Annotated in this window: 18 protein-coding genes; 5 read left to right on the top strand and 13 right to left on the bottom strand. The window is 73.8% G+C overall.

The window, feature by feature from the left end:
* Both ACL02R_RS28945 and uvrB read right to left on the bottom strand, forming a co-directional pair.
* Nucleotides 1-525, bottom strand: a 525-nt coding sequence (locus ACL02R_RS28945) for a TerD family protein (protein ID WP_412799925.1), incomplete at its 3' end; no start/stop codon positions are given.
* A 100-nt stretch (nt 526-625) separates the two neighbouring features.
* Entirely contained in the window at nt 626-2,725 is a 2,100-nt protein-coding gene (uvrB, locus tag ACL02R_RS28950) for an excinuclease ABC subunit UvrB (RefSeq protein ID WP_412799926.1), read from the bottom strand.
* A gap of 180 nt (nt 2,726-2,905) precedes the next feature.
* Here uvrB and ACL02R_RS28955 point away from each other — a divergent pair, with 180 nt between their 5' ends.
* Nucleotides 2,906-3,871, top strand: coding sequence for a glycerophosphodiester phosphodiesterase (locus tag ACL02R_RS28955; protein ID WP_412799927.1), 966 nt, complete (start codon nt 2,906-2,908; stop codon nt 3,869-3,871).
* A gap of 57 nt (nt 3,872-3,928) precedes the next feature.
* Here ACL02R_RS28955 and ACL02R_RS28960 read toward each other — a convergent pair whose 3' ends face one another.
* The 4 genes from ACL02R_RS28960 to ACL02R_RS28975 all read right to left on the bottom strand — a co-directional run bounded on the left by ACL02R_RS28960 (nt 3,929) and on the right by ACL02R_RS28975 (nt 6,704).
* Nucleotides 3,929-4,339 carry a hypothetical protein gene (locus tag ACL02R_RS28960; protein ID WP_412799928.1) on the bottom strand — a complete coding sequence of 137 codons (411 nt, stop codon included), beginning with the start codon at nt 4,337-4,339 and terminating at the stop codon, nt 3,929-3,931.
* Between the two features lie 53 nt (nt 4,340-4,392).
* Nucleotides 4,393-5,073, bottom strand: coding sequence for a M23 family metallopeptidase (locus tag ACL02R_RS28965; protein WP_412799929.1), 681 nt, complete (start codon nt 5,071-5,073; stop codon nt 4,393-4,395).
* A 377-nt stretch (nt 5,074-5,450) separates the two neighbouring features.
* The gene (locus tag ACL02R_RS28970; RefSeq protein ID WP_412799930.1) at nt 5,451-6,209 is read right to left on the bottom strand and encodes a PIG-L deacetylase family protein; all 759 of its coding nucleotides are present in this window, start codon (nt 6,207-6,209) and stop codon (nt 5,451-5,453) included.
* Between the two features lie 36 nt (nt 6,210-6,245).
* A complete protein-coding gene (locus ACL02R_RS28975) occupies nt 6,246-6,704 on the bottom strand; it encodes a type II toxin-antitoxin system PemK/MazF family toxin (RefSeq protein ID WP_412799931.1) in 459 nt (152 codons plus the stop codon).
* Nucleotides 6,705-6,824: 120 nt separating this feature from the next.
* Here ACL02R_RS28975 and ACL02R_RS28980 point away from each other — a divergent pair, with 120 nt between their 5' ends.
* Nucleotides 6,825-8,273, top strand: coding sequence for a WGR domain-containing protein (locus tag ACL02R_RS28980; RefSeq protein WP_412799932.1), 1,449 nt, complete (start codon nt 6,825-6,827; stop codon nt 8,271-8,273).
* A gap of 23 nt (nt 8,274-8,296) precedes the next feature.
* Here the strand turns inward: ACL02R_RS28980 and ACL02R_RS28985 are convergent, their stop codons facing one another.
* Nucleotides 8,297-9,151, bottom strand: a complete 855-nt coding sequence (locus tag ACL02R_RS28985; protein ID WP_412799933.1) for a hypothetical protein — start codon at nt 9,149-9,151, stop codon at nt 8,297-8,299.
* Nucleotides 9,151-10,455: a VWA domain-containing protein gene (locus ACL02R_RS28990; RefSeq protein ID WP_412799934.1), complete on the bottom strand. Its 1,305-nt coding sequence runs from the start codon at nt 10,453-10,455 to the stop codon at nt 9,151-9,153. The genes ACL02R_RS28985 and ACL02R_RS28990 overlap by 1 nt, the downstream gene beginning before the upstream one ends.
* A gap of 113 nt (nt 10,456-10,568) precedes the next feature.
* Between ACL02R_RS28990 and ACL02R_RS28995 the strand changes: the two genes are divergently transcribed.
* The gene (locus ACL02R_RS28995) at nt 10,569-11,567 is read left to right on the top strand and encodes a zinc-dependent alcohol dehydrogenase family protein (protein WP_412799940.1); all 999 of its coding nucleotides are present in this window, start codon (nt 10,569-10,571) and stop codon (nt 11,565-11,567) included.
* Nucleotides 11,568-11,601: 34 nt separating this feature from the next.
* Here ACL02R_RS28995 and ACL02R_RS29000 read toward each other — a convergent pair whose 3' ends face one another.
* Together ACL02R_RS29000 and ACL02R_RS29005 are read right to left on the bottom strand one after the other, a co-directional pair.
* Nucleotides 11,602-12,042, bottom strand: a complete 441-nt coding sequence (locus ACL02R_RS29000) for a DUF6224 family protein (RefSeq protein WP_362967647.1) — start codon at nt 12,040-12,042, stop codon at nt 11,602-11,604.
* Between the two features lie 117 nt (nt 12,043-12,159).
* Nucleotides 12,160-12,816 carry a uridine kinase gene (locus ACL02R_RS29005; RefSeq protein ID WP_412799935.1) on the bottom strand — a complete coding sequence of 219 codons (657 nt, stop codon included), beginning with the start codon at nt 12,814-12,816 and terminating at the stop codon, nt 12,160-12,162.
* Nucleotides 12,817-12,918: 102 nt separating this feature from the next.
* Between ACL02R_RS29005 and ACL02R_RS29010 the strand changes: the two genes are divergently transcribed.
* Both ACL02R_RS29010 and ACL02R_RS29015 read left to right on the top strand, forming a co-directional pair.
* Nucleotides 12,919-13,200 carry a hypothetical protein gene (locus ACL02R_RS29010; RefSeq protein ID WP_412799936.1) on the top strand — a complete coding sequence of 94 codons (282 nt, stop codon included), beginning with the start codon at nt 12,919-12,921 and terminating at the stop codon, nt 13,198-13,200.
* Nucleotides 13,201-13,320: 120 nt separating this feature from the next.
* Complete coding sequence (locus tag ACL02R_RS29015) at nt 13,321-14,520, top strand: aromatic acid exporter family protein (protein ID WP_412799937.1); 1,200 nt, start codon at nt 13,321-13,323, stop codon at nt 14,518-14,520.
* Here the strand turns inward: ACL02R_RS29015 and ACL02R_RS29020 are convergent.
* Genes ACL02R_RS29020 through ACL02R_RS29030 form a run of 3 tightly spaced genes read right to left on the bottom strand, consistent with a single transcriptional unit; the run spans nt 14,507 to nt 16,516 of the window.
* Complete coding sequence (locus ACL02R_RS29020) at nt 14,507-14,878, bottom strand: hypothetical protein (RefSeq protein ID WP_412799938.1); 372 nt, start codon at nt 14,876-14,878, stop codon at nt 14,507-14,509. The two genes, ACL02R_RS29015 and ACL02R_RS29020, sit on opposite strands and share 14 nt — an antisense overlap.
* A 57-nt stretch (nt 14,879-14,935) precedes the next feature.
* On the bottom strand, nt 14,936-15,556 hold the full coding sequence (gene coaE, locus ACL02R_RS29025; protein ID WP_412799939.1) for a dephospho-CoA kinase: 621 nt from the start codon (nt 15,554-15,556) through the stop codon (nt 14,936-14,938).
* 9 nt (nt 15,557-15,565) lie between these two features.
* Nucleotides 15,566-16,516 (bottom strand): proteasome assembly chaperone family protein, encoded by a 951-nt coding sequence (locus tag ACL02R_RS29030; protein ID WP_412799941.1) that lies wholly within the window; start codon nt 16,514-16,516, stop codon nt 15,566-15,568.
* Between the last annotated feature and the right edge of the window lie 63 nt (nt 16,517-16,579).

Raw genomic sequence — 16,579 nt, forward strand, 5'->3', positions numbered from 1 at the left:
CCCGCGGTCCCCCCCCCCCCCCCCCCCCCCCCCCCGCGCCACCTTGGCCATGACCTGACCGGTGTGCGCGCCGCCGCCCGCGAGGGTGAAGCGGGCCAGCTCACGGCCCGTCGTCTCGTCCACCAGGCGGCAGAACGCCTGCCCGACCTCGGAGAACCGGCGGCCGGTGAAGCTGTTCACCGTGAAGACGATCTGGTCCACGGCCGCCGGGACGCGGCCGAGGTCCACGACAATGGCCTCGTCGTCCTCCGCGCCCGCGCCGCCGGTGAGGCTGTCGCCGCTGTGGCGGACGGAGCCGTCGTCGCTGCTGAGCTTGTGGAAGTACACGACGTCCTCGGCGCGCCCGTCCGAGAACAGGACGGCGGACGCGTCGAGGTCGATGCCGTCCCGGCCGGGGAAGAGCCGGTCGAGCAGGCTCCGGCGCCGCGCGGCACGCCATCCGAGGCCCATCCTGATCCGGACGAGCCCGTCACCGTCCCCCGTGCGCAGGGGGATGTCCTGGCCCCTGGACAACTCGGCACTCACCGACCCACTCCCTCGTCACATCCGCTCCGCCCCCGCAGGGGCCACCCTACGCAGGCGGGCAGCCCCCGGTACCCTACGCGCGCCGGTGCGGGAAGCGCCGTCAGCTGAGCCCGACCTCCCGCATCTGGCGCAGTTCCTTCTTCAGGTCGGAGACCTCGTCGCGCAGGCGGGCGGCGATCTCGAATTGCAGCTCCGCGGCGGCGGCCCGCATCCGCTCGGTGAGCTGCTCGATCGTCTCCGCCAGCTCGGCGGCCGGGCGGTCGGTCAGCTCCTTCTTCCGGCCCTTGCCCGCGGTGGGGACGGGGGCCTTCTGCTTCTTGTCCCCCATCTGCCGGTACCCCGTGCCCAGCAGCTCCTGCGTGTCCACGTCCTCGCGGGCGATGGTGGCGACGATGTCGTTGATCTTCTTGCGCAGCGGCTGCGGGTCGATGCCGTGCGCCTCGTTGTAGGCGATCTGCTTCTCGCGCCGCCGGTTGGTCTCGTCGATGGCCCGCTCCATGGACGGGGTGACGCGGTCGGCGTACATGTGGACCTGGCCGGACACGTTGCGCGCCGCGCGGCCGATGGTCTGGATCAGCGAGGTGCCCGAGCGCAGGAAGCCCTCCTTGTCGGCGTCGAGGATGGCGACGAGCGACACCTCGGGCAGGTCGAGGCCCTCCCGCAGCAGGTTGATGCCGACCAGGACGTCGTACTCGCCCGCCCGCAGCTCCCTGAGCAGTTCGACGCGACGCAGGGTGTCCACGTCGCTGTGCAGGTAGCGGACGCGGATGCCCAGCTCCAGGAAGTAGTCCGTGAGGTCCTCGGCCATCTTCTTGGTGAGGGTGGTGACGAGGACGCGCTCGTCACGCTCGGCGCGGTCCCGGATCTCGTGCACCAGGTCGTCGATCTGGCCCTCGGTGGGCTTGACCACGACTTCCGGGTCCACCAGCCCGGTCGGGCGGATGATCTGCTCGACCACGCCGTCCCCGCGCGACAGCTCGTACGGGCCCGGGGTGGCGGACAGGTAGACGGTCTGGCCGACGCGCCCCAGGAACTCCTCCCACTTCAGCGGCCGGTTGTCCATGGCGGACGGCAGCCGGAAGCCGTGGTCCACCAGGGTCCGCTTGCGGGAGGCGTCGCCCTCGTACATCGCGCCGATCTGCGGCACGGTGTTGTGCGACTCGTCGATGACCAGCAGGAAGTCGTCCGGGAAGTAGTCCAGCAGGGTGTGGGGCGCCGTGCCGGTCTCGCGGCCGTCGATGTGGCGCGAGTAGTTCTCGATGCCGGAGCAGGTGCCGATCTGCCGCATCATCTCGATGTCGTAGGTGGTGCGCATGCGCAGCCGCTGGGCCTCCAGCAGCTTGCCCTGCCGCTCCAGGCCGGACAGGCGCTCGGCCAGCTCCGCCTCGATGCCGGAGATGGCGCGTTCCATGCGCTCCGGCCCTGCCACGTAGTGCGACGCCGGGAACACGTAGAGGTGGTCGTGCTCCGCGATGACCTCGCCGGTCAGCGGGTGCAGCGTGGACAGCGCCTCGATCTCGTCGCCGAACATCTCGATCCGGACGGCCAGCTCCTCGTAGACCGGGAAGATCTCGATCGTGTCCCCCCGCACGCGGAAGGTGCCACGGGTGAACGCGAGGTCGTTGCGCGCGTACTGGATGTCCACGAAGCGCCGCAGCATGGCGTCGCGGTCGATCTCCTGGCCGACCGCCAGCGGGACCATACGGTCGACGTACTCCTGCGGCGTGCCCAGGCCGTAGATGCACGAGACGGACGCGACCACGACGACGTCGCGGCGGGTGAGCAGCGAGTTCGTCGCGCTGTGGCGGAGCCGCTCGACCTCCTCGTTGATCGAGGAGTCCTTCTCGATGTAGGTGTCCGTCTGGGGGACGTACGCCTCCGGCTGGTAGTAGTCGTAGTACGACACGAAGTACTCGACCGCGTTGTTCGGGAGCAGCTCGCGGAACTCGTTGGCGAGCTGGGCGGCGAGGGTCTTGTTGGGGGCCATGACGAGGGTGGGGCGTTGCAGCCGCTCGATCATCCAGGCGGTGGTGGCCGACTTGCCGGTGCCCGTGGCGCCGAGCAGGACGACGTCCTTCTCCCCGCCCGTGACCCGCTTCTCCAGTTCGTCGATGGCGGCGGGCTGGTCGCCGCTCGGCCGGTACGGGCTGACGACCTCGAAGGGTGCCGTGGTGCGTTCGATATCAGAGACGGGCCGCATGGACTCCACGGTACGACCCCCCACTGACAACGCGGTCCCGCTGACGGACGGCTCCTGTCCGTTCAGCCGTCCGTAACCGTTTCCCAGCCGGAGCGTTCCTCCCCGCGGGGAGGCTCCTCGGGTGATGTCGCGAACGCGGTCCGTCCCGGGGGACGCCTCCCGGAAAAGCTTGGAGCCTCTATGACGAAGCACTCCGTCATCCGCCGGACCTGCTGGGCGCTCGGCCTTGCCACCGTGGGAGCGGCGTCCCTGCTGCTGCCCGACGCGGGGCCGGGCGGCGACACCGCGCACGCCGCCACGCCCGCCGCGCGCACGCAGGCCACCGCCGCCCCCGACCGGGACGGGGACGCGGCGGCCGGTCGGGCGCGGCGCGGCCCGCTGGTGGTCGCCCACCGGGGCGCGTCCGGCTACGCGCCGGAGAACACCCTGGCCGCCGCCCGCGCGGCCGACGAGGCCGGGACCGTCTGGGTCGAGACGGACGTCCAGCGCACGGCGGACGGCGAGCTGGTCCTGGTCCACGACACGACGCTGGCCCGCACCACCGACGCCGAGGAGGTCTTCCCCGGCCGGGCGCCGTGGAACGTCGCCGACTTCACGGCCGAGGAGATCGACCTGCTGGACGCGGGCGGCTGGTACGGCGCGGAGTTCGCCGGGGAGCCGGTGCCCACGCTGGAGGAGTTCGTCCGCGAGCTGGCCGGGAACGGGCAGAAGCTGCTGCTTGAGCTGAAGTCGCCCGAGCTGTACCCGGGCATCGAGGCGGAGATCCTCGCGGAGCTGGACGACGAGGGCTGGCTCGACGAGCGGCGGCCGGGCGACCGGGTGGTGCTGCAAAGCTTCGACGCCGCGTCCGTGCGCACGGTCCACGAGCTGGCGCCGCGCGTGGAGACCGGTTTCCTCGGGACCCCGGCGGTCGGCGACCTCGCCGCGTACGCCGAGTTCGCCGACCAGATCAACCCGCGCCACACCACCGTCACGGCCGCCTGGGTGGACGCGGTCCACGCGCTGCGCGGCCCGCAGGGGCGTCCGCTCAAGGTGTACGTCTGGACGGTGGACGACGGGGCGCGCGCCGTGGAGCTGGCGCGGCTCGGCGTGGACGGGATCATCAGCAACGTGCCGGACGTGGTGGCGGCGGCCGTGCGCCGCTGAGCGTGCGGGAGGGGGACGGGCGCGCCCGTCCCCCTCTCTTCCGCCCGGTCAGGCCGGTCAGCCGCCGGGCGGGGGCTCCTCGGCCTCGCCCATCTCGCGGTAGCGGCGGTAGGCGGGCCGCTGCATGAGGATGCGCTGCATGACGTGCAGGGCGTCGGCCACGTCGGGGGCTTCCGCCGGGTGTGTCTCGGGGAGGGCGAAGAAGGCGGCGCCGGCGCGGGCGACCAGCAGCCAGCAGTCGGCCTCCGCCTCGGAGAAGCCGAGGGTGAGGACGCGGCGGCGGTCCCGCAGCTCGGCCTCCGTCCAGCCGCCGGGGTGGCGGCCGTCCCCCCTCCCGGCGGTCGCGGCGATGCCGGCGGTCGTGGCGGGGGGTGTGTCGGCGGCGGTGGCCGTGGCCTGGGCGGAGGCGCCGAGCAGGCCGGCCCCGGCGGCGGTGGCGGCGCCGCGTACGGCGGTGCGTCGTGACATGGGTGTCATGTACGCCACCCTTCCAGCCGAACGCCGCCGCCACCAGGGGTGCGTCAGAGGGCGCCGTGCGCGCGCAGGAAGGCCATCGGGTCGACGGCGGAGCCGTAGTCCGCCGTCTTCCGCACCTCGAAGTGGAGGTGGGGGCCCGAGGAGTTCCCGGTGTTGCCGGACTGGGCGATGACCTGGCCCGTGGTGACCTTCTGGCCGGGCTCGACGTCGATCCGCGACAGGTGCGCGTACTGCGTGAAGAGGCCGTCCGCGTGCTTGACGACGACGGCGTTGCCGTACGCGGGGCCGTCGCCCGCGCCGTTGCCGCCGGTCTTGACCACGGTGCCGCCGTGGACGGCCCGGACGGCGGTGCCGATCGGGACGGCGTAGTCCTGGCCGCTGTGCTTGGCGGCCCAGCGGTCGCCGCTGTTGCCGAAGGACGCGGTGAGCGTGTGCGGGCCGGCGATCGGCTCGACCCACGACCGGGCCAGCTCGGCCGCCCGCTCGGCGGCCTTCTCGGCGGCGGCCTCCTGGGCGTGCGCCTGGTCGGCGGTGGCCTGGGCGAGCTGCCCGGCCGTGCCGGCGGCGAAGACGTCGGGGCCGTCGGTGTCGCCGCCCGCGGCCACGGCGACGCCGGTGAGGCAGACGGAGGCGGCGAGCCCGCCGGCGACGGCGGCGGTGACGCGGTGGCGCGCACGGCGGGCGAGGGAATGGCGGGCGGCGCGGGGGGTCGTGCTGTTCGGCATGGGGGGACAACCTCTGCGTTCGGGGAAATCCGGACCATCCGGACTTGTGCTGTCCCATGGATAACCGGGGCGTCCGCCGCCCTCCAAGGAGCCTCTGTACGAGGCCGGGTAGTAGCCGCGGTGAGGGCTGGAGGACCCTTGCGCACGGGCCGGGGAACCGTTTAGCCGCCGCTGCCGGGCGCGGCGTCGGCGCCCGGGGCGTGCGGGGCCCGTGCCGGGCGGCGGGTGCGTGCGGGCGGGCGACGGTCCCGGCCGCGGTGGGCGTTGTGCCCGGGGATGGCCGGGACCTCCGTCCCGGCCGTCGGCCGTTCCGCTCTCCTAAGCGGCCTCGTAGGGGCCGCGCGGGATGTGACCATGACCACGCCCCGGCGGCCCGTTCAGCGCGGGAACACCTCGAACGTGACGCACCTGCGGCCGCCGAAGCGCGCCGCCCCGGCCTCGGCGAAGCGGGTGTGCAGCTCCCGCGCGTAGTCGGCGGGCGGGCGGCCGTCGAGCGCGGCGATGTACGCCTTGTGCTCGGCGAGCGAGGCGATGGCCAGCTCCAGGGACGCGTCGCCGATCCCCTGGGCGTGGGTCGCGGCCGGGGAACCCGACACCGCGACCCAGCGGGTACCGCCCCAGGGGGTGAGCGCTCCGTCGGCGAGCTGCTCGGGGAAGAGCCAGCGGTTCCCGGCGTCGCCGGCCGCGTCGAGGACGGCGCGGCCGACGACGCGGTGGTCGGGGGTGTTCCAGCCCCGGCCGCCCCAGGTGTCGTGGTGGTTGAGGGTAATCAGCAGCTCGGGCCGGTGGCGGCGGATCGCCGCGGCGATGTCCCGGCGCAGCGCCGGGCCGTCCTCGATCACGCCGTCCCGATGGTCGAGGAACTCCACCGTGTCCACGCCGACGACGGCCGCGCTCGCCCGCTGCTCCGCCTCCCTGATCCGGGCGGACTCGGCGGGCGGCAGGTCGTCGATGCCCGCCTCGCCCCGGGTGGCGAGGACGTAGACGACCTCGCGCCCGGCGGCGGTCCACTCGGCGACGGCCCCGGCGGCGCCGTACTCCAGGTCGTCCGGGTGGGCGACGACGGCGAGGGCGCGCCGCCAGTCGGTGGGCATGGGCGTGAGGTCGGCGGTGGCCGTCGCGTCGGTGTCCGTCATGGTCGGCTGTCCTCCAGGGGGCGGTGGCCGGGCGGGTCAGCGCCAGCCGTGGCGCAGTTGCAGGTTGTGCACGACGCGGTGGAAGCGGGCGCGGTCCAGGGCGCACGCCTCGCGCCGCATGCCCTCCGGGTGCACGCGGAGGACGCGGTCCAGGTGGACCCAGGAGTCGCGGCCCGACCTGTCCCACGGGCCGGAGCCGAGGGGCAGCCATTCGCTGTCGTGGTCGCGGTCGCGGCTGGTGAGCTGGACGGCCAGGAGGGTGCCGCGCCCGGGTTCGCGGGCGACGACGAGGACGGGCCGGTCCTTGCCGCGCCCGTCGTTCTCCTCGTAGGGCACCCAGGTCCAGACGATCTCGCCGGGGTCGGGGTCGCCGTCGGGCTCCGGGGCGTACTCGGTCCGCACCCGTCCGACGGCCCGGGGGTCCGCCTCGGTGGTCGCCGTGGGGCCGAGGCGCCCGGGTATGTCCTGGATCTCGATGTCCTGGGTGTGGTCCATGGGCCCACGCTATCCCCGTGTGTCCGGACGGATTGTCAGTGGTTGGGTCTAGCGTCCTCCCCAGTGGATCTTCCACACGGTCCGGGGCCCCGGGTACGGGGCCGGGGGAAGGAGTCAGACGTGTCCGCAGGCGAGACGTACCTGGAGCTGTCCGAGGACGGCGGCGGCGCCCACAAGTTCTACGAAGTGACCGTCGCGGGGACGTCCGTGACGGTGCGGTACGGCCGGATCGGGACGGACGGCCAGGTGAAGACGTCGGCGTTCGCCACGGTGGAGAAGGCGCGGGCGGCGGCCGACCGGAAGATAGCCGAGAAGGTGCGCAAGGGGTACGCGCCGGCGGTGCGCGGCGGGCGTGCGGCGCGGCCGGTGACGCGGCGCCAGGTCACGTCGGCGCCGTCCACGGCACGGTCGGTCGCGCCCGTGCTGTGGCGGTTCCGCACCGGCGCGTCGGCGTTCGGCATCCACATCGACGCGGACCGCTGCTGGGTGGGCAACCAGAACGGCGATGTCTACACGGTGTCGCACGGCGGCGAGGTGCTCTCGCACTTCCGGCTGCCGGACGGCGTCAAGTGCCTGGTGGCGGACGACTTCTGGATCTACGCGGGCTGCGACGACGGGACGGTGTACGACCTGTCGGCGAAACTGCCGTTCGCCGCCTACGAGATATCCGACGACGTGGACATCTTCTGGCTGGACATCCACGAGGGCGTGCTCAACGTCTCGGACCGCAGCGGCGGGCTGACGGTCATCGACCACGAGGACCAGTTCCAGTGGTCGCGGTCGAGCGGCGGGGACCACGCGTGGATGGTGCGGCGCGACGACCGGGCCGTCTACCACGGCCACGGCGGCGGTGTGACGGCGTACACGCCCGACGGCAGCGGCGAGTTGTGGCACCAGCCGACGATGGGCGCCGTCCTCTTCGGCTGGCAGGAGCGGGACGCGGTGTACGCCGGGACGGGACGGCGGGTCGTGCAGCGGCTGTCGAAGAAGTCGGGCCGCATCAAGGCGACGTACACGTGCGACGCGGCGGTCTACTCGTGCGCGACCGCGCCGGGCGGCCGGTATGTGTTCGCCGGGGACGCGCAGTCGTCGGTGTACTGCTTCGACGAGGAGGGGACGCGGCTGTGGAAGCTGGGCACGGGGGGCGGCTCGGCGCTGTCCATGCAGTACCTGGACGAGAAGCTGTACATCGTGACGACGGACGGTTCGCTCGTGTGTATCGACGCGAGTGACGCCGCGGTGGCGGCGGCGCGGTCGGGCTCGGTGCCCGCTGCGGTGGACGTGAAGCTCTCGGCGGCCCTGCCGACGTACACCCCGGCGACCGAGGTGGCGACGGTCGCGGCGCCCGTGCGCGGCGCGGTGGTGACGGGCGGCGGTGTGCTCGTCGAGTGTGTTCAGGAGGGGGGACGGATGCGGATGCGCGTGCTGACCGAGGGCTACGACCAGGGGTGGAACGTCCAGTTCCCCCGGCACATACGCCAGGCCGGGGCGCGGTACGTGGTCGATGCCGTGCATCCGGCCTCGGGTGGTTTCTACCGGGTGCGGGGGGAGATCCGGCGCCTGGTGTGACGGCGCCGGACCTCCCCGGCCGGTCAGGCCTCGCGCCGGGCGCGCGGGCCGCGCACGAGGCGGTAGCCGCCGAGTCCGGCGAGCGCGCCGAGGACGCCTCCGCCGGTGGTCCACAGCCAGCGGTCGCTCCACCAGCCGCCGTTCCAGCCGCTCTCCGGCTCGGGCAGCACGGCGAGGTACGGGCCGGTGGTGCCCGAGCCGTCCTCCGTGCCCTCCTCGTCGCCGGTGTCCCCGTCGTCCTCCGGGTCCACCGCGGGCCCGCCGTCGTCGGCGAGCGCCCCGGCGGCGCCGACCGGCAGCAGGGGATCGGACAGTTCGCCGCCGTGCGCGTCCGAGCCGCCCGCGTCCTCGGCGGTGGCACGGGCCTCGACGGTGACCGGCAGCCCGAGGTCGCGCTCGGGCAGCTCGGTCACGGTGAGCCGGAGGTAGTACGCCCCCGGCAGCGGGTCGTCCGACCACGGCTCGGCCCAGGGCCGGACCGTGCGAAGGGTGCAGGCGAGGCTGACCGAGGCGGTCCCCTCGTCGGCCCTGACCGTCTGCGGCCCCTCCGTGCACGGCTGGCGGCGGCGCAGGCCGTCGTAGACGTCCAGCTGCCAGGTCGCCGGGCCGGTGCGGGCCTCGGGCAGGGTGACGGTCGCCTCGGCGGTGGCCGTCTGTCCCGCTCCCGCCGGGAACACCCAGTACAGGTAGTCGCCGGTGGACGCCGTCGCCGTGGCGGGCATGTCCTGCCCGATCACCGTGGCCGTGCGGAACGTGGTGCCCGCCTCGGTCGGTCCCTCGTCCGCGTCGTCCGCCACCGCGGGCGCGGCGCCCGCGAGCAGGGCTCCGGCGGCGAGCAGGACCGCGGTGAACGGGCGGACGGTGGTGCCGTGCTTCATCACGACCTCCCCAGGACGATGCCGAGACGGACCGCCAGGCCGAACAGCAGACCGGCCACCAGGCCGGCGCCGGTCAGCAGCAGCAGGGGGACCCAGCCCCTCGCCAGGCCGAACGCGGCGACGTCGGACGGCGCGTCGGGCGCGGCGACCACGTCCACCGTCAGCTCGATCGGCAGGCCGGGGGCCCGCTGCACGGCGTCGGGCGCGGAGTAGGAGTTGGCGACGTCGAGGCAGATGACGCGCACCTCCCCGCCGTTGCCGTCCCCGCCGTTCTCCTGTTGCTCTTCCCGCTCCTCCTCTTCCTCCTCGGCCACCGGGTAGCGCAGCCCCGTCGAGACGACGTCGGTGCGGCCCGTGCCCGCGCCGGTGCCGCGCACCAGTTCCTGCCCGTCCTCGTCCACGGCCCGCAGCAGCACGCCGTAGTCGGGGTTGACCGCCCGGTCGGCAGCGACGCTGACCGAGGCCCGCAACTCCTGCCCGGGGGCGACCGGGACGCGGTACCAGCGGTGCTGGGTGAACTCCTGACGGTCCGTGTACACGCCGACGCCGAGGCGCGGCGCGTCCTGGCATTCGGGCGCGCCCTCCACCGCGGTCGGGTTCTCGACCGGCAGGTCGGCGCGCCGCACCAGCTGGGTCAGCCGGTCGGAGAGCTCGTCCGTGTCCTGCACGGCCGTGTACGTGCCGCCCGTCGCCTCGGCGATGCAGCTGAGCTGCTCCCGCACCGCGTCGTCCAGCGTCAGCCCCAGGGTGTCCACCACCAGGTGCGTTCCGTTGGCGGCGAGTTCACGGGCGACATCGCACGGGTCCGGCTGCCCGCAGGAGTCCTCGCCGTCGGTGATGAGCACGATCCTGCGCGTGCCAGGCCCGTCGCCGAGGTCCTCGTCGGCGCCGCGCAGGGCGAGGCCGATGGGTGTCCAGCCGGTCGGCCGCAGCGTCGCCACCGCGGTCTTGGCTTCGGTGCGGTCCACGGGGCCGACCGGGTACAGCTGCTCGCTGTCCTGGCAGCCGACCTCGACGTCGTCGCCCGGGTAGGTGGCGCCCAGGGTCCTGATCCCCAGGTGCACCTCTTCCGGCACGGCGTCGATCACCTCGTTGAACGCCTGCTGGGCGGCGGCCATGCGGGACCGGCCGTCCCGCATGTCGCGCTCCGCCATGGAACCGCTGACGTCGAGCACCATGTCCACTCTCGGCGGTGGCGCGTCCTGTTCCGGCTGGTCCGCGGCGGCTTGCGTCGCCGCCAGACCGGCCACCAGGGCAGCGAGCAGCCCCGACAGGCCAACCGCCGTCCATTTCCTTAAGATCATCTGGGGATCCTATTGATCGGTGCCGAGCCGCGGGACACCGCCCTCCACGAGTACGCGGACGTACCGTTGCCGCCATGGACGCAGAAGCGACTCCGCAGGTCATTCCGGACACGATGCGCGCCTGGGTGGTCCGTACGCCCGGCCGTCTGGAGCTCACCGAACTGCCCGTCCCCGAGCCGGGACCCGACGAACTGCTCGTCCGCGTCCGCACCTGCGGCGTCTGCCGCACCGACCTGCACGTCAGGGACGGCGACCTGCCGCCCCACAAGTCGCCGGTGGTGCCGGGCCACGAGGTGGTCGGCGATGTCGTCGCCACCGGCCCCCGGGCGGCGGGGCACCCGACCGGCTCCCGCGTCGGCGTCCCGTGGCTGCGCCGGACCTGCGGCACGTGCCGGTACTGCGCCAGGCACCAGGAGAACCTGTGCCCCCACTCGCGGTACACCGGCTGGGACGCCGACGGCGGGTACGCCGAGTACGTCACCGTCCCCGCCGCCTACGCGTACTCCCTGCCCTCCGGCTACAGCGACACCGAACTCGCGCCGCTGCTCTGCGCCGGGATCATCGGCTACCGCGCGCTGCGCCGCGCCGACCTGCCGCGGGGCGGGCGCCTCGGCATCTACGGCTTCGGCGGCTCGGCCCACCTCACGGCGCAGGTGGCCACCGGCCAGGGCGCGACCGTCCACGTCGTCACCCGCTCCCCCGCCGCCCAGGAACTGGCCCGGGAGCTGGGCGCCGCCTCCGCCACGGGCTCCGGCGGGACCCCGCCCGAACCCCTCGACGCCGCGATCCTGTTCGCCCCGGCGGGCGGCCTGGTGCCCGTCGCGCTGGAGGCCCTGGACAGCGGCGGCACGCTCAGCATCGCGGGCATCTACCTGTCCGAGATCCCGCCGCTCGACTACGAGCGGCACCTCTTCCGCGAACGCACCGTCCGCAGTGTCACGGCCAACACCCGCGAGGACGGCCGCGAGTTCCTCGCGCAGGCGGCGGCCCACCGCGTCCGCACGACGGTGACGCCCTATCCGTTCGAGGAGGCCGACCGCGCGCTGGACGACCTGGCGGCCGACCGGGTGGACGGCGCCGCGGTGCTCGTCCTGCCGCCCGCCGACGTCTGATCACTGCCTGATCACTGCCTGATCACCGCCCGATTCACCGCCGCGCCAGCAGCACCCGTTCCCGCACCACGTCGAGGAACGCCGGTACCTCCTCCATCGTGGTCCCGGTGCACTGGACGATCAGGTCCATCACGTCCCCCGCCGACAGCGCGCCGACGACCGGGTGGACATGCGCGAGCGCGACGCGTTCCTCCATCCGTTTGAGCACGTGGATGGCCAGATTCAGTTCGGGAACGCGCGCGGTGTGACCGAATTCGAGGTTCTCCCTGATCACCCACATGTCAGGGATGACCTGCCCGAAGAGCACCAGGTGCGCGAGGGCGAACATGGCGCGCGCGCACTGCCGCGCGCTCTCGGCCGACTCGTCCTGTAGCGCCCGCACGGCCTCCATGTCGTCGGCCAGGTACGCCTTGATCAGCGCCACCGCGTGCAGCACCTCGTCGTCGGTGTACGGCCCGACCCCGTCGCCACCCATACGGACCGGCCCCCTTGCCTCTCGCTCTCACCGCTCGCAGCCGCCCCCAGTGTCGCAGCGGCCCGTCCCCGCGCGGCCGGATCGCGGACGACCGCGCCCGTACGGGTGACGGCCGGTTCACGGCTGACGCGGTGGCGCCGGGAGGCCGCTCCACGCGGGGTGCCGCGGGTCGTCGAGCCGCACCACGACATCGGCCGCGTCCAGCGGTCCCGCCTCGGCCGCGTACCGTTCGAAGGCGGGCAGCGTCCACCGCTCCGCCTCCGGCGTCCTGCGCGCGAGGGCGCCGGGCGACAGGCTCAGGTGCACGGCCAGGTCGGCGGGGAACCACCTGCCCAGCAGGAACGCGCCGTGCAGCAGCAGCACACCGCCGGGCGGCAGGGTGACGTACGCGCTGCGCGTCGCCCGGTCGCGCTCCGGGTCCCACAGGTCGGGCAGCACCCGCCCGCTGCCGCCCGCGTCGAGCGGCGTGAGCACCTCACGCCACAGCGCGCCGGTGTCGAGCCAGAGGTCGAGGTACGCGTCGGCGTCCTCCCTGCCGTACTCCAGGCGGACCGAGGCCGCCCGCAGGAAGCCCCCGGTCCCGACCACGAGCGCGGGCCGCCCGCGCTCCCGCAGGGCGTGCGCCAGCCCCTCCGCCAGCGCGCCGGGCCCGGCGGCGGGCGCCCCGTCGATCAGCACGCGCGTCCACGGACTCCCGTCCCCGCCCGCCAGGGTGACGACATGTCCGGCGAGTGCCTCGGTGAGCCGCTCCCCGCTGATGGGTTCAAGTCGCATGCGCACCATCCTCCCCACACGTTCCGCGGGGCGGCGCAGGGGGCGCGGACGGGCTGCCGAGGCGTTCTTCCGCGGGCGCTCCCGCGCCCGCACGATGGTCCCATGGACGACGAGAACGGGCGGTGCCGGCTCGACCTGTACGTGGAAGCGCTGCGCGCCCGGATGCCCGCGGACGAGTTCATCGCCCTGATGCGCGCGTTCCACGCCTGGCGCGCCGCGCCGCACTCCCCCGCGCTCCCGCCGGACGCGGGCGCGCTCCGTACGCCCGAGATACAGGCCGAGATGCTCGCGCTGATGCGGCTCACCCGCCCGCCGGGCCCCGGCGCCGGACCGCCGCCGCTGACGGCCGCGCTGCCGGGCGAGAGGGAGACCGGCCCGCTCTGACCCGTACCGGTCGGTGACGCGCCCCGACGCGACGCCGGTCGGTCAGCTTCGTTCGCGATCAGCCACGGGAATGGCATCTTTCAACGTGGACGGGAGCATACGAAGTGAATGGGGCTGAGCATGCGTGATGTACAGGAGCAAATCGCCGATCTCGCCAAACGGGGCACGGAACCGATCGTCGTCCAGCTGCTCCGCTCGTCGGCCGCCGCGACCCTCGCCTACATGGCCGCCCGCTGGCTCACCGATGTCCCCGCCCCGCTGCTCGCGCCGCTGACCGCGCTGCTCGTCGTCCAGGTGACCCTGTTCGCCACCCTGACCACCGGCGTACGCCGCGTCAACGCCGTCGTCGTCGGCGTGCTGGTGGCCACGGGCTTCAGCGCCCTCGTCGGCCTCAGCTGGTGGAGTTTGGGCCTGCTGCTGGTGACGGCGCTGACGGTCGGGCACTTCGCGCGGGTGGACGAGTTCGTGCCGGAGGTGGCGATCAGCGCCATGCTCGTGCTCGGCGTGACCCAGCACACCGACACCGCGCTCGACCGCGTCGTGGAGACGGTCATCGGCGCCGTGGTCGGCCTGCTGTTCAACCTGATCATCGCCCCGCCGGTGTGGGTCAGCTCGGCGAGCGAGGACATCGAGGAGCAGGCGCACCGCATGCGCGACCTCCTCGTCCGGCTGAGCGAGGAGATCTGCCAGGAACGCGCCCCCGTCCCCGCGCTCGCCGACGAACTGGCCCGCGCGCGGCAGCTCGACCAGGACGTCGCCCAGGTGGACGCGTCCATCACCCAGGCCGAGGAGAGCGTCCGCCTCAACCCGCGCGTCAAGGAACCGGTCCTGACCCGCATCGTGCTGCGCACCGGCCTCGACACCCTGGAGATCTGCGTGGTCATCCTGCGCACGATGTCCCGCACGTTCCTCGACCTGGCCAACCGCCGCCAGGACGAGCCGCTCCTCCCCCCGGACGTCGCGCCCGCCATGCGCGAGCTGCTCACCAACCTCGCGGGCGCCGTGGACAGCTACGCGACGCTGATCACCAGCCAGGTCAGCACGGCGGCGGACGAGGCCGAGTCGTTCCTCGCCATCGAGCTGGACGCGGCGCGCATCAGCCGCGAGCACGTGGCCAAACTGCTGCTGGCGCGCATTCAGCAGCACCCGCGGCAGTGGCAGCTGCACGGCGCGCTGCTCGCCGAGGTGGACCGGATGCTCAACGAGCTGGACATCGAGAAGCGCTCCATGCACCTCGCCGAGCAGCTCGACCAGGTCGCGGCCGAGAGCCGCGAGAAGCACCCCCGGCTGCACAAGCTCACGGCTCTCACCCGAAGGTGACGTTCCCGTGCACGTCCCGCAGCTGGGCGACGGAACCGTGCACGACGGCGCCGCCCGAGACGCTGTTCTGCGTGTCGCCCGCTGTCGCGGTCAGCGCGTGGCGGTGGTCGGCCGCCCAGCCGAGGAACGCTTCGGCGAACGCCTCGTCCGTCTGCGCGAGTTCGGCGATCCGGCCGGTGAGGACGCGCACCCGCGTCTCGTCCGCGGGGTCCACCGGCGCCTCCTCCAGCGGATCCGGACCACGGCCGGCCACCCGGCGGACGAGGGACAGCAGGGAGTCCCAGGCGTGCTGGCCGGCGGCCGTCGCGGCACTGCCCGCGGCCGCCGAGACAAGGGTGAGCGCGGCGTCGATGTCCATGCCGTCACGGTAGAGCCCCCGCGCGCGGGGACGCCAGTCCGGCCGCCGGGCCACTCGTCAGCTCTGGTCCCGAGCCTGCCCGGCCGTGCCCATCTCGATCAATTTCTCCCAGAGCGCGCTCACTTGACGCTCCAGATCGGCAAGAGACCCGTCATTGTCAAGCACGAAATCGGCGATCGCCAGCCGCTCCGCGCGGCTCGCCTGGGCGGCCATCCGCGCGTCCGCGTCCTGCCCGGTCATCCCGCGCGTGCTGAGGAGGCGTGCACGCCGCGTACGCTCCGAGGCGTCGACCACGACCACCGCGTCGTACCGGCCGGCCAGCCCGTTCTCCGCCAGCAGTGGCACGTCGTGCACCACCACCGCGCCGGGCGGCGCGGCCGCCTGGAGTTCGGCGGAACGGCGCGCCACCAGCGGATGCATGATCGCGTTCAGCGCGCGGCGCCGTTCCTCGTCGGCGAAGACGATCCCGCCCAGGCGCGCCCGGTCCAGACTTCCGTCCGGGGCAAGCACCCCGGAGCCGAACTCGGCGACCACCGCGGCGAGTCCGGGCGTCCCCGGCTCGACCACCTCGCGGGCGATCCGGTCGGAGTCCACCACCACCGCGCCGCGCCCGGCGAGCAGGCGCACCGCCTCGCTCTTGCCCGCGCCGATACCGCCGGTCAGTCCCACACTGAGCATGCCCGCAGGCTACCTGTCGCCGTCGCCGTCCTCGCGCTCGGCCAGGAACCGCTCGAAGACCTCGCCCAGCTCTTCCGCCGACGGAAGCTCGGCCGGCTCGGCCACCAGACTGCCCCGCGTGGCGGCACCGGCGATCGCGTCGTACTGCTGCTCAAGACCGCGCACCACCGCGACCAGCTCCGAGTCGCCCTCGGCCAGCTCGCGCTCGATCTCGTCCTGCGTCTTCAGCGCGCGGCTGCGCAGGGCGTGCGCCTCCTCGGGCAGCACAAGACCCGTCGCGGCCGTCAGGGCCTCCAGCACGACGAGCGTCGCGTCGGGGTACCGTGACCGCGCGATGTAGTGCGGCACGTGCGCCGCGACGCCGAGCACGTCGTGGCCCGCCTCGCTCAGCCGCAGCTCCACCAGCGCCGCCGCGCTGCCGGGGACCTGCGCCTCGTCGAACATGCCGTGGTGTCCGGGGACCAGCTCCGACCTGTTGCCGTGCGGCGTCAGACCGACCGGGCGGGTGTGCGGGACGCCCATCGGGATGCCGTGGGACGTCACCGAGAGCCGCACGCCGAGGCGCTCCACGATCTGCCGGACGGCGGCGGCGAAGCTCTCCCACTCGATGTCCGGCTCGGGGCCCGACAGGACCAGGAACGGCTGGTGGGTCGCGTCCCGCACGAGCAGCAGCTCAAGGGCGGGCGCCTCGTACGCCGTCCACCGGTCGCGCCGGAAGGTCATCAGGGGCCGGCGGGCGCGGTAGTCCACCAGGCGGTCGTGGTCGAAGCGCGCGACCGTGACGCACTCCCGCTCCTCGATCAGCTGCTCGATCAGCTGGGCGCCGGTCTCGCCGGCGTCCATGAAGCCCTCGAAGTGATAGATCAGCACCGGGCCCGCGCTGTCCGGGCCGCCGGTCGCCTCGTCGGCCAGGGCCAGGCCCCGCGGCTCCCACGCGTACAACTCCTGCGGATCACGCACCGCCACCGCTTCCTTCCCGTCGCTCGCGTACGGACCGGTCAACGCACCGTACCGCCCGCACAT

The sequence above is a fragment of the Streptomyces sp. MS19 genome (assembly GCF_047200595.1).
Classification (GTDB): Bacteria; Actinomycetota; Actinomycetes; order Streptomycetales; family Streptomycetaceae; genus Streptomyces.

Excerpts from the sequence above, each read along its gene's own strand:
- ACL02R_RS28955 (WP_412799927.1), top strand. The coding sequence starts at position 2,906 with ATGACGAAGCACTCCGTCATCCGCCGGACCTGCTGGGCGCTCGGCCTT.
- ACL02R_RS29005 (WP_412799935.1), bottom strand. The coding sequence starts at position 12,816 with ATGCGACTTGAACCCATCAGCGGGGAGCGGCTCACCGAGGCACTCGCC.
- ACL02R_RS29000 (WP_362967647.1), bottom strand. The coding sequence starts at position 12,042 with ATGGGTGGCGACGGGGTCGGGCCGTACACCGACGACGAGGTGCTGCAC.
- uvrB (WP_412799926.1), bottom strand. The coding sequence starts at position 2,725 with ATGCGGCCCGTCTCTGATATCGAACGCACCACGGCACCCTTCGAGGTC.
- ACL02R_RS29020 (WP_412799938.1), bottom strand. The coding sequence starts at position 14,878 with ATGGACATCGACGCCGCGCTCACCCTTGTCTCGGCGGCCGCGGGCAGT.
- coaE (WP_412799939.1), bottom strand. The coding sequence starts at position 15,556 with ATGCTCAGTGTGGGACTGACCGGCGGTATCGGCGCGGGCAAGAGCGAG.
- ACL02R_RS28965 (WP_412799929.1), bottom strand. The coding sequence starts at position 5,073 with ATGCCGAACAGCACGACCCCCCGCGCCGCCCGCCATTCCCTCGCCCGC.
- ACL02R_RS28960 (WP_412799928.1), bottom strand. The coding sequence starts at position 4,339 with ATGTCACGACGCACCGCCGTACGCGGCGCCGCCACCGCCGCCGGGGCC.
- ACL02R_RS29015 (WP_412799937.1), top strand. The coding sequence starts at position 13,321 with ATGCGTGATGTACAGGAGCAAATCGCCGATCTCGCCAAACGGGGCACG.
- ACL02R_RS28985 (WP_412799933.1), bottom strand. The coding sequence starts at position 9,151 with ATGAAGCACGGCACCACCGTCCGCCCGTTCACCGCGGTCCTGCTCGCC.
- ACL02R_RS29010 (WP_412799936.1), top strand. The coding sequence starts at position 12,919 with ATGGACGACGAGAACGGGCGGTGCCGGCTCGACCTGTACGTGGAAGCG.
- ACL02R_RS28970 (WP_412799930.1), bottom strand. The coding sequence starts at position 6,209 with ATGACGGACACCGACGCGACGGCCACCGCCGACCTCACGCCCATGCCC.
- ACL02R_RS28995 (WP_412799940.1), top strand. The coding sequence starts at position 10,569 with ATGCGCGCCTGGGTGGTCCGTACGCCCGGCCGTCTGGAGCTCACCGAA.
- ACL02R_RS28975 (WP_412799931.1), bottom strand. The coding sequence starts at position 6,704 with ATGGACCACACCCAGGACATCGAGATCCAGGACATACCCGGGCGCCTC.
- ACL02R_RS28990 (WP_412799934.1), bottom strand. The coding sequence starts at position 10,455 with ATGATCTTAAGGAAATGGACGGCGGTTGGCCTGTCGGGGCTGCTCGCT.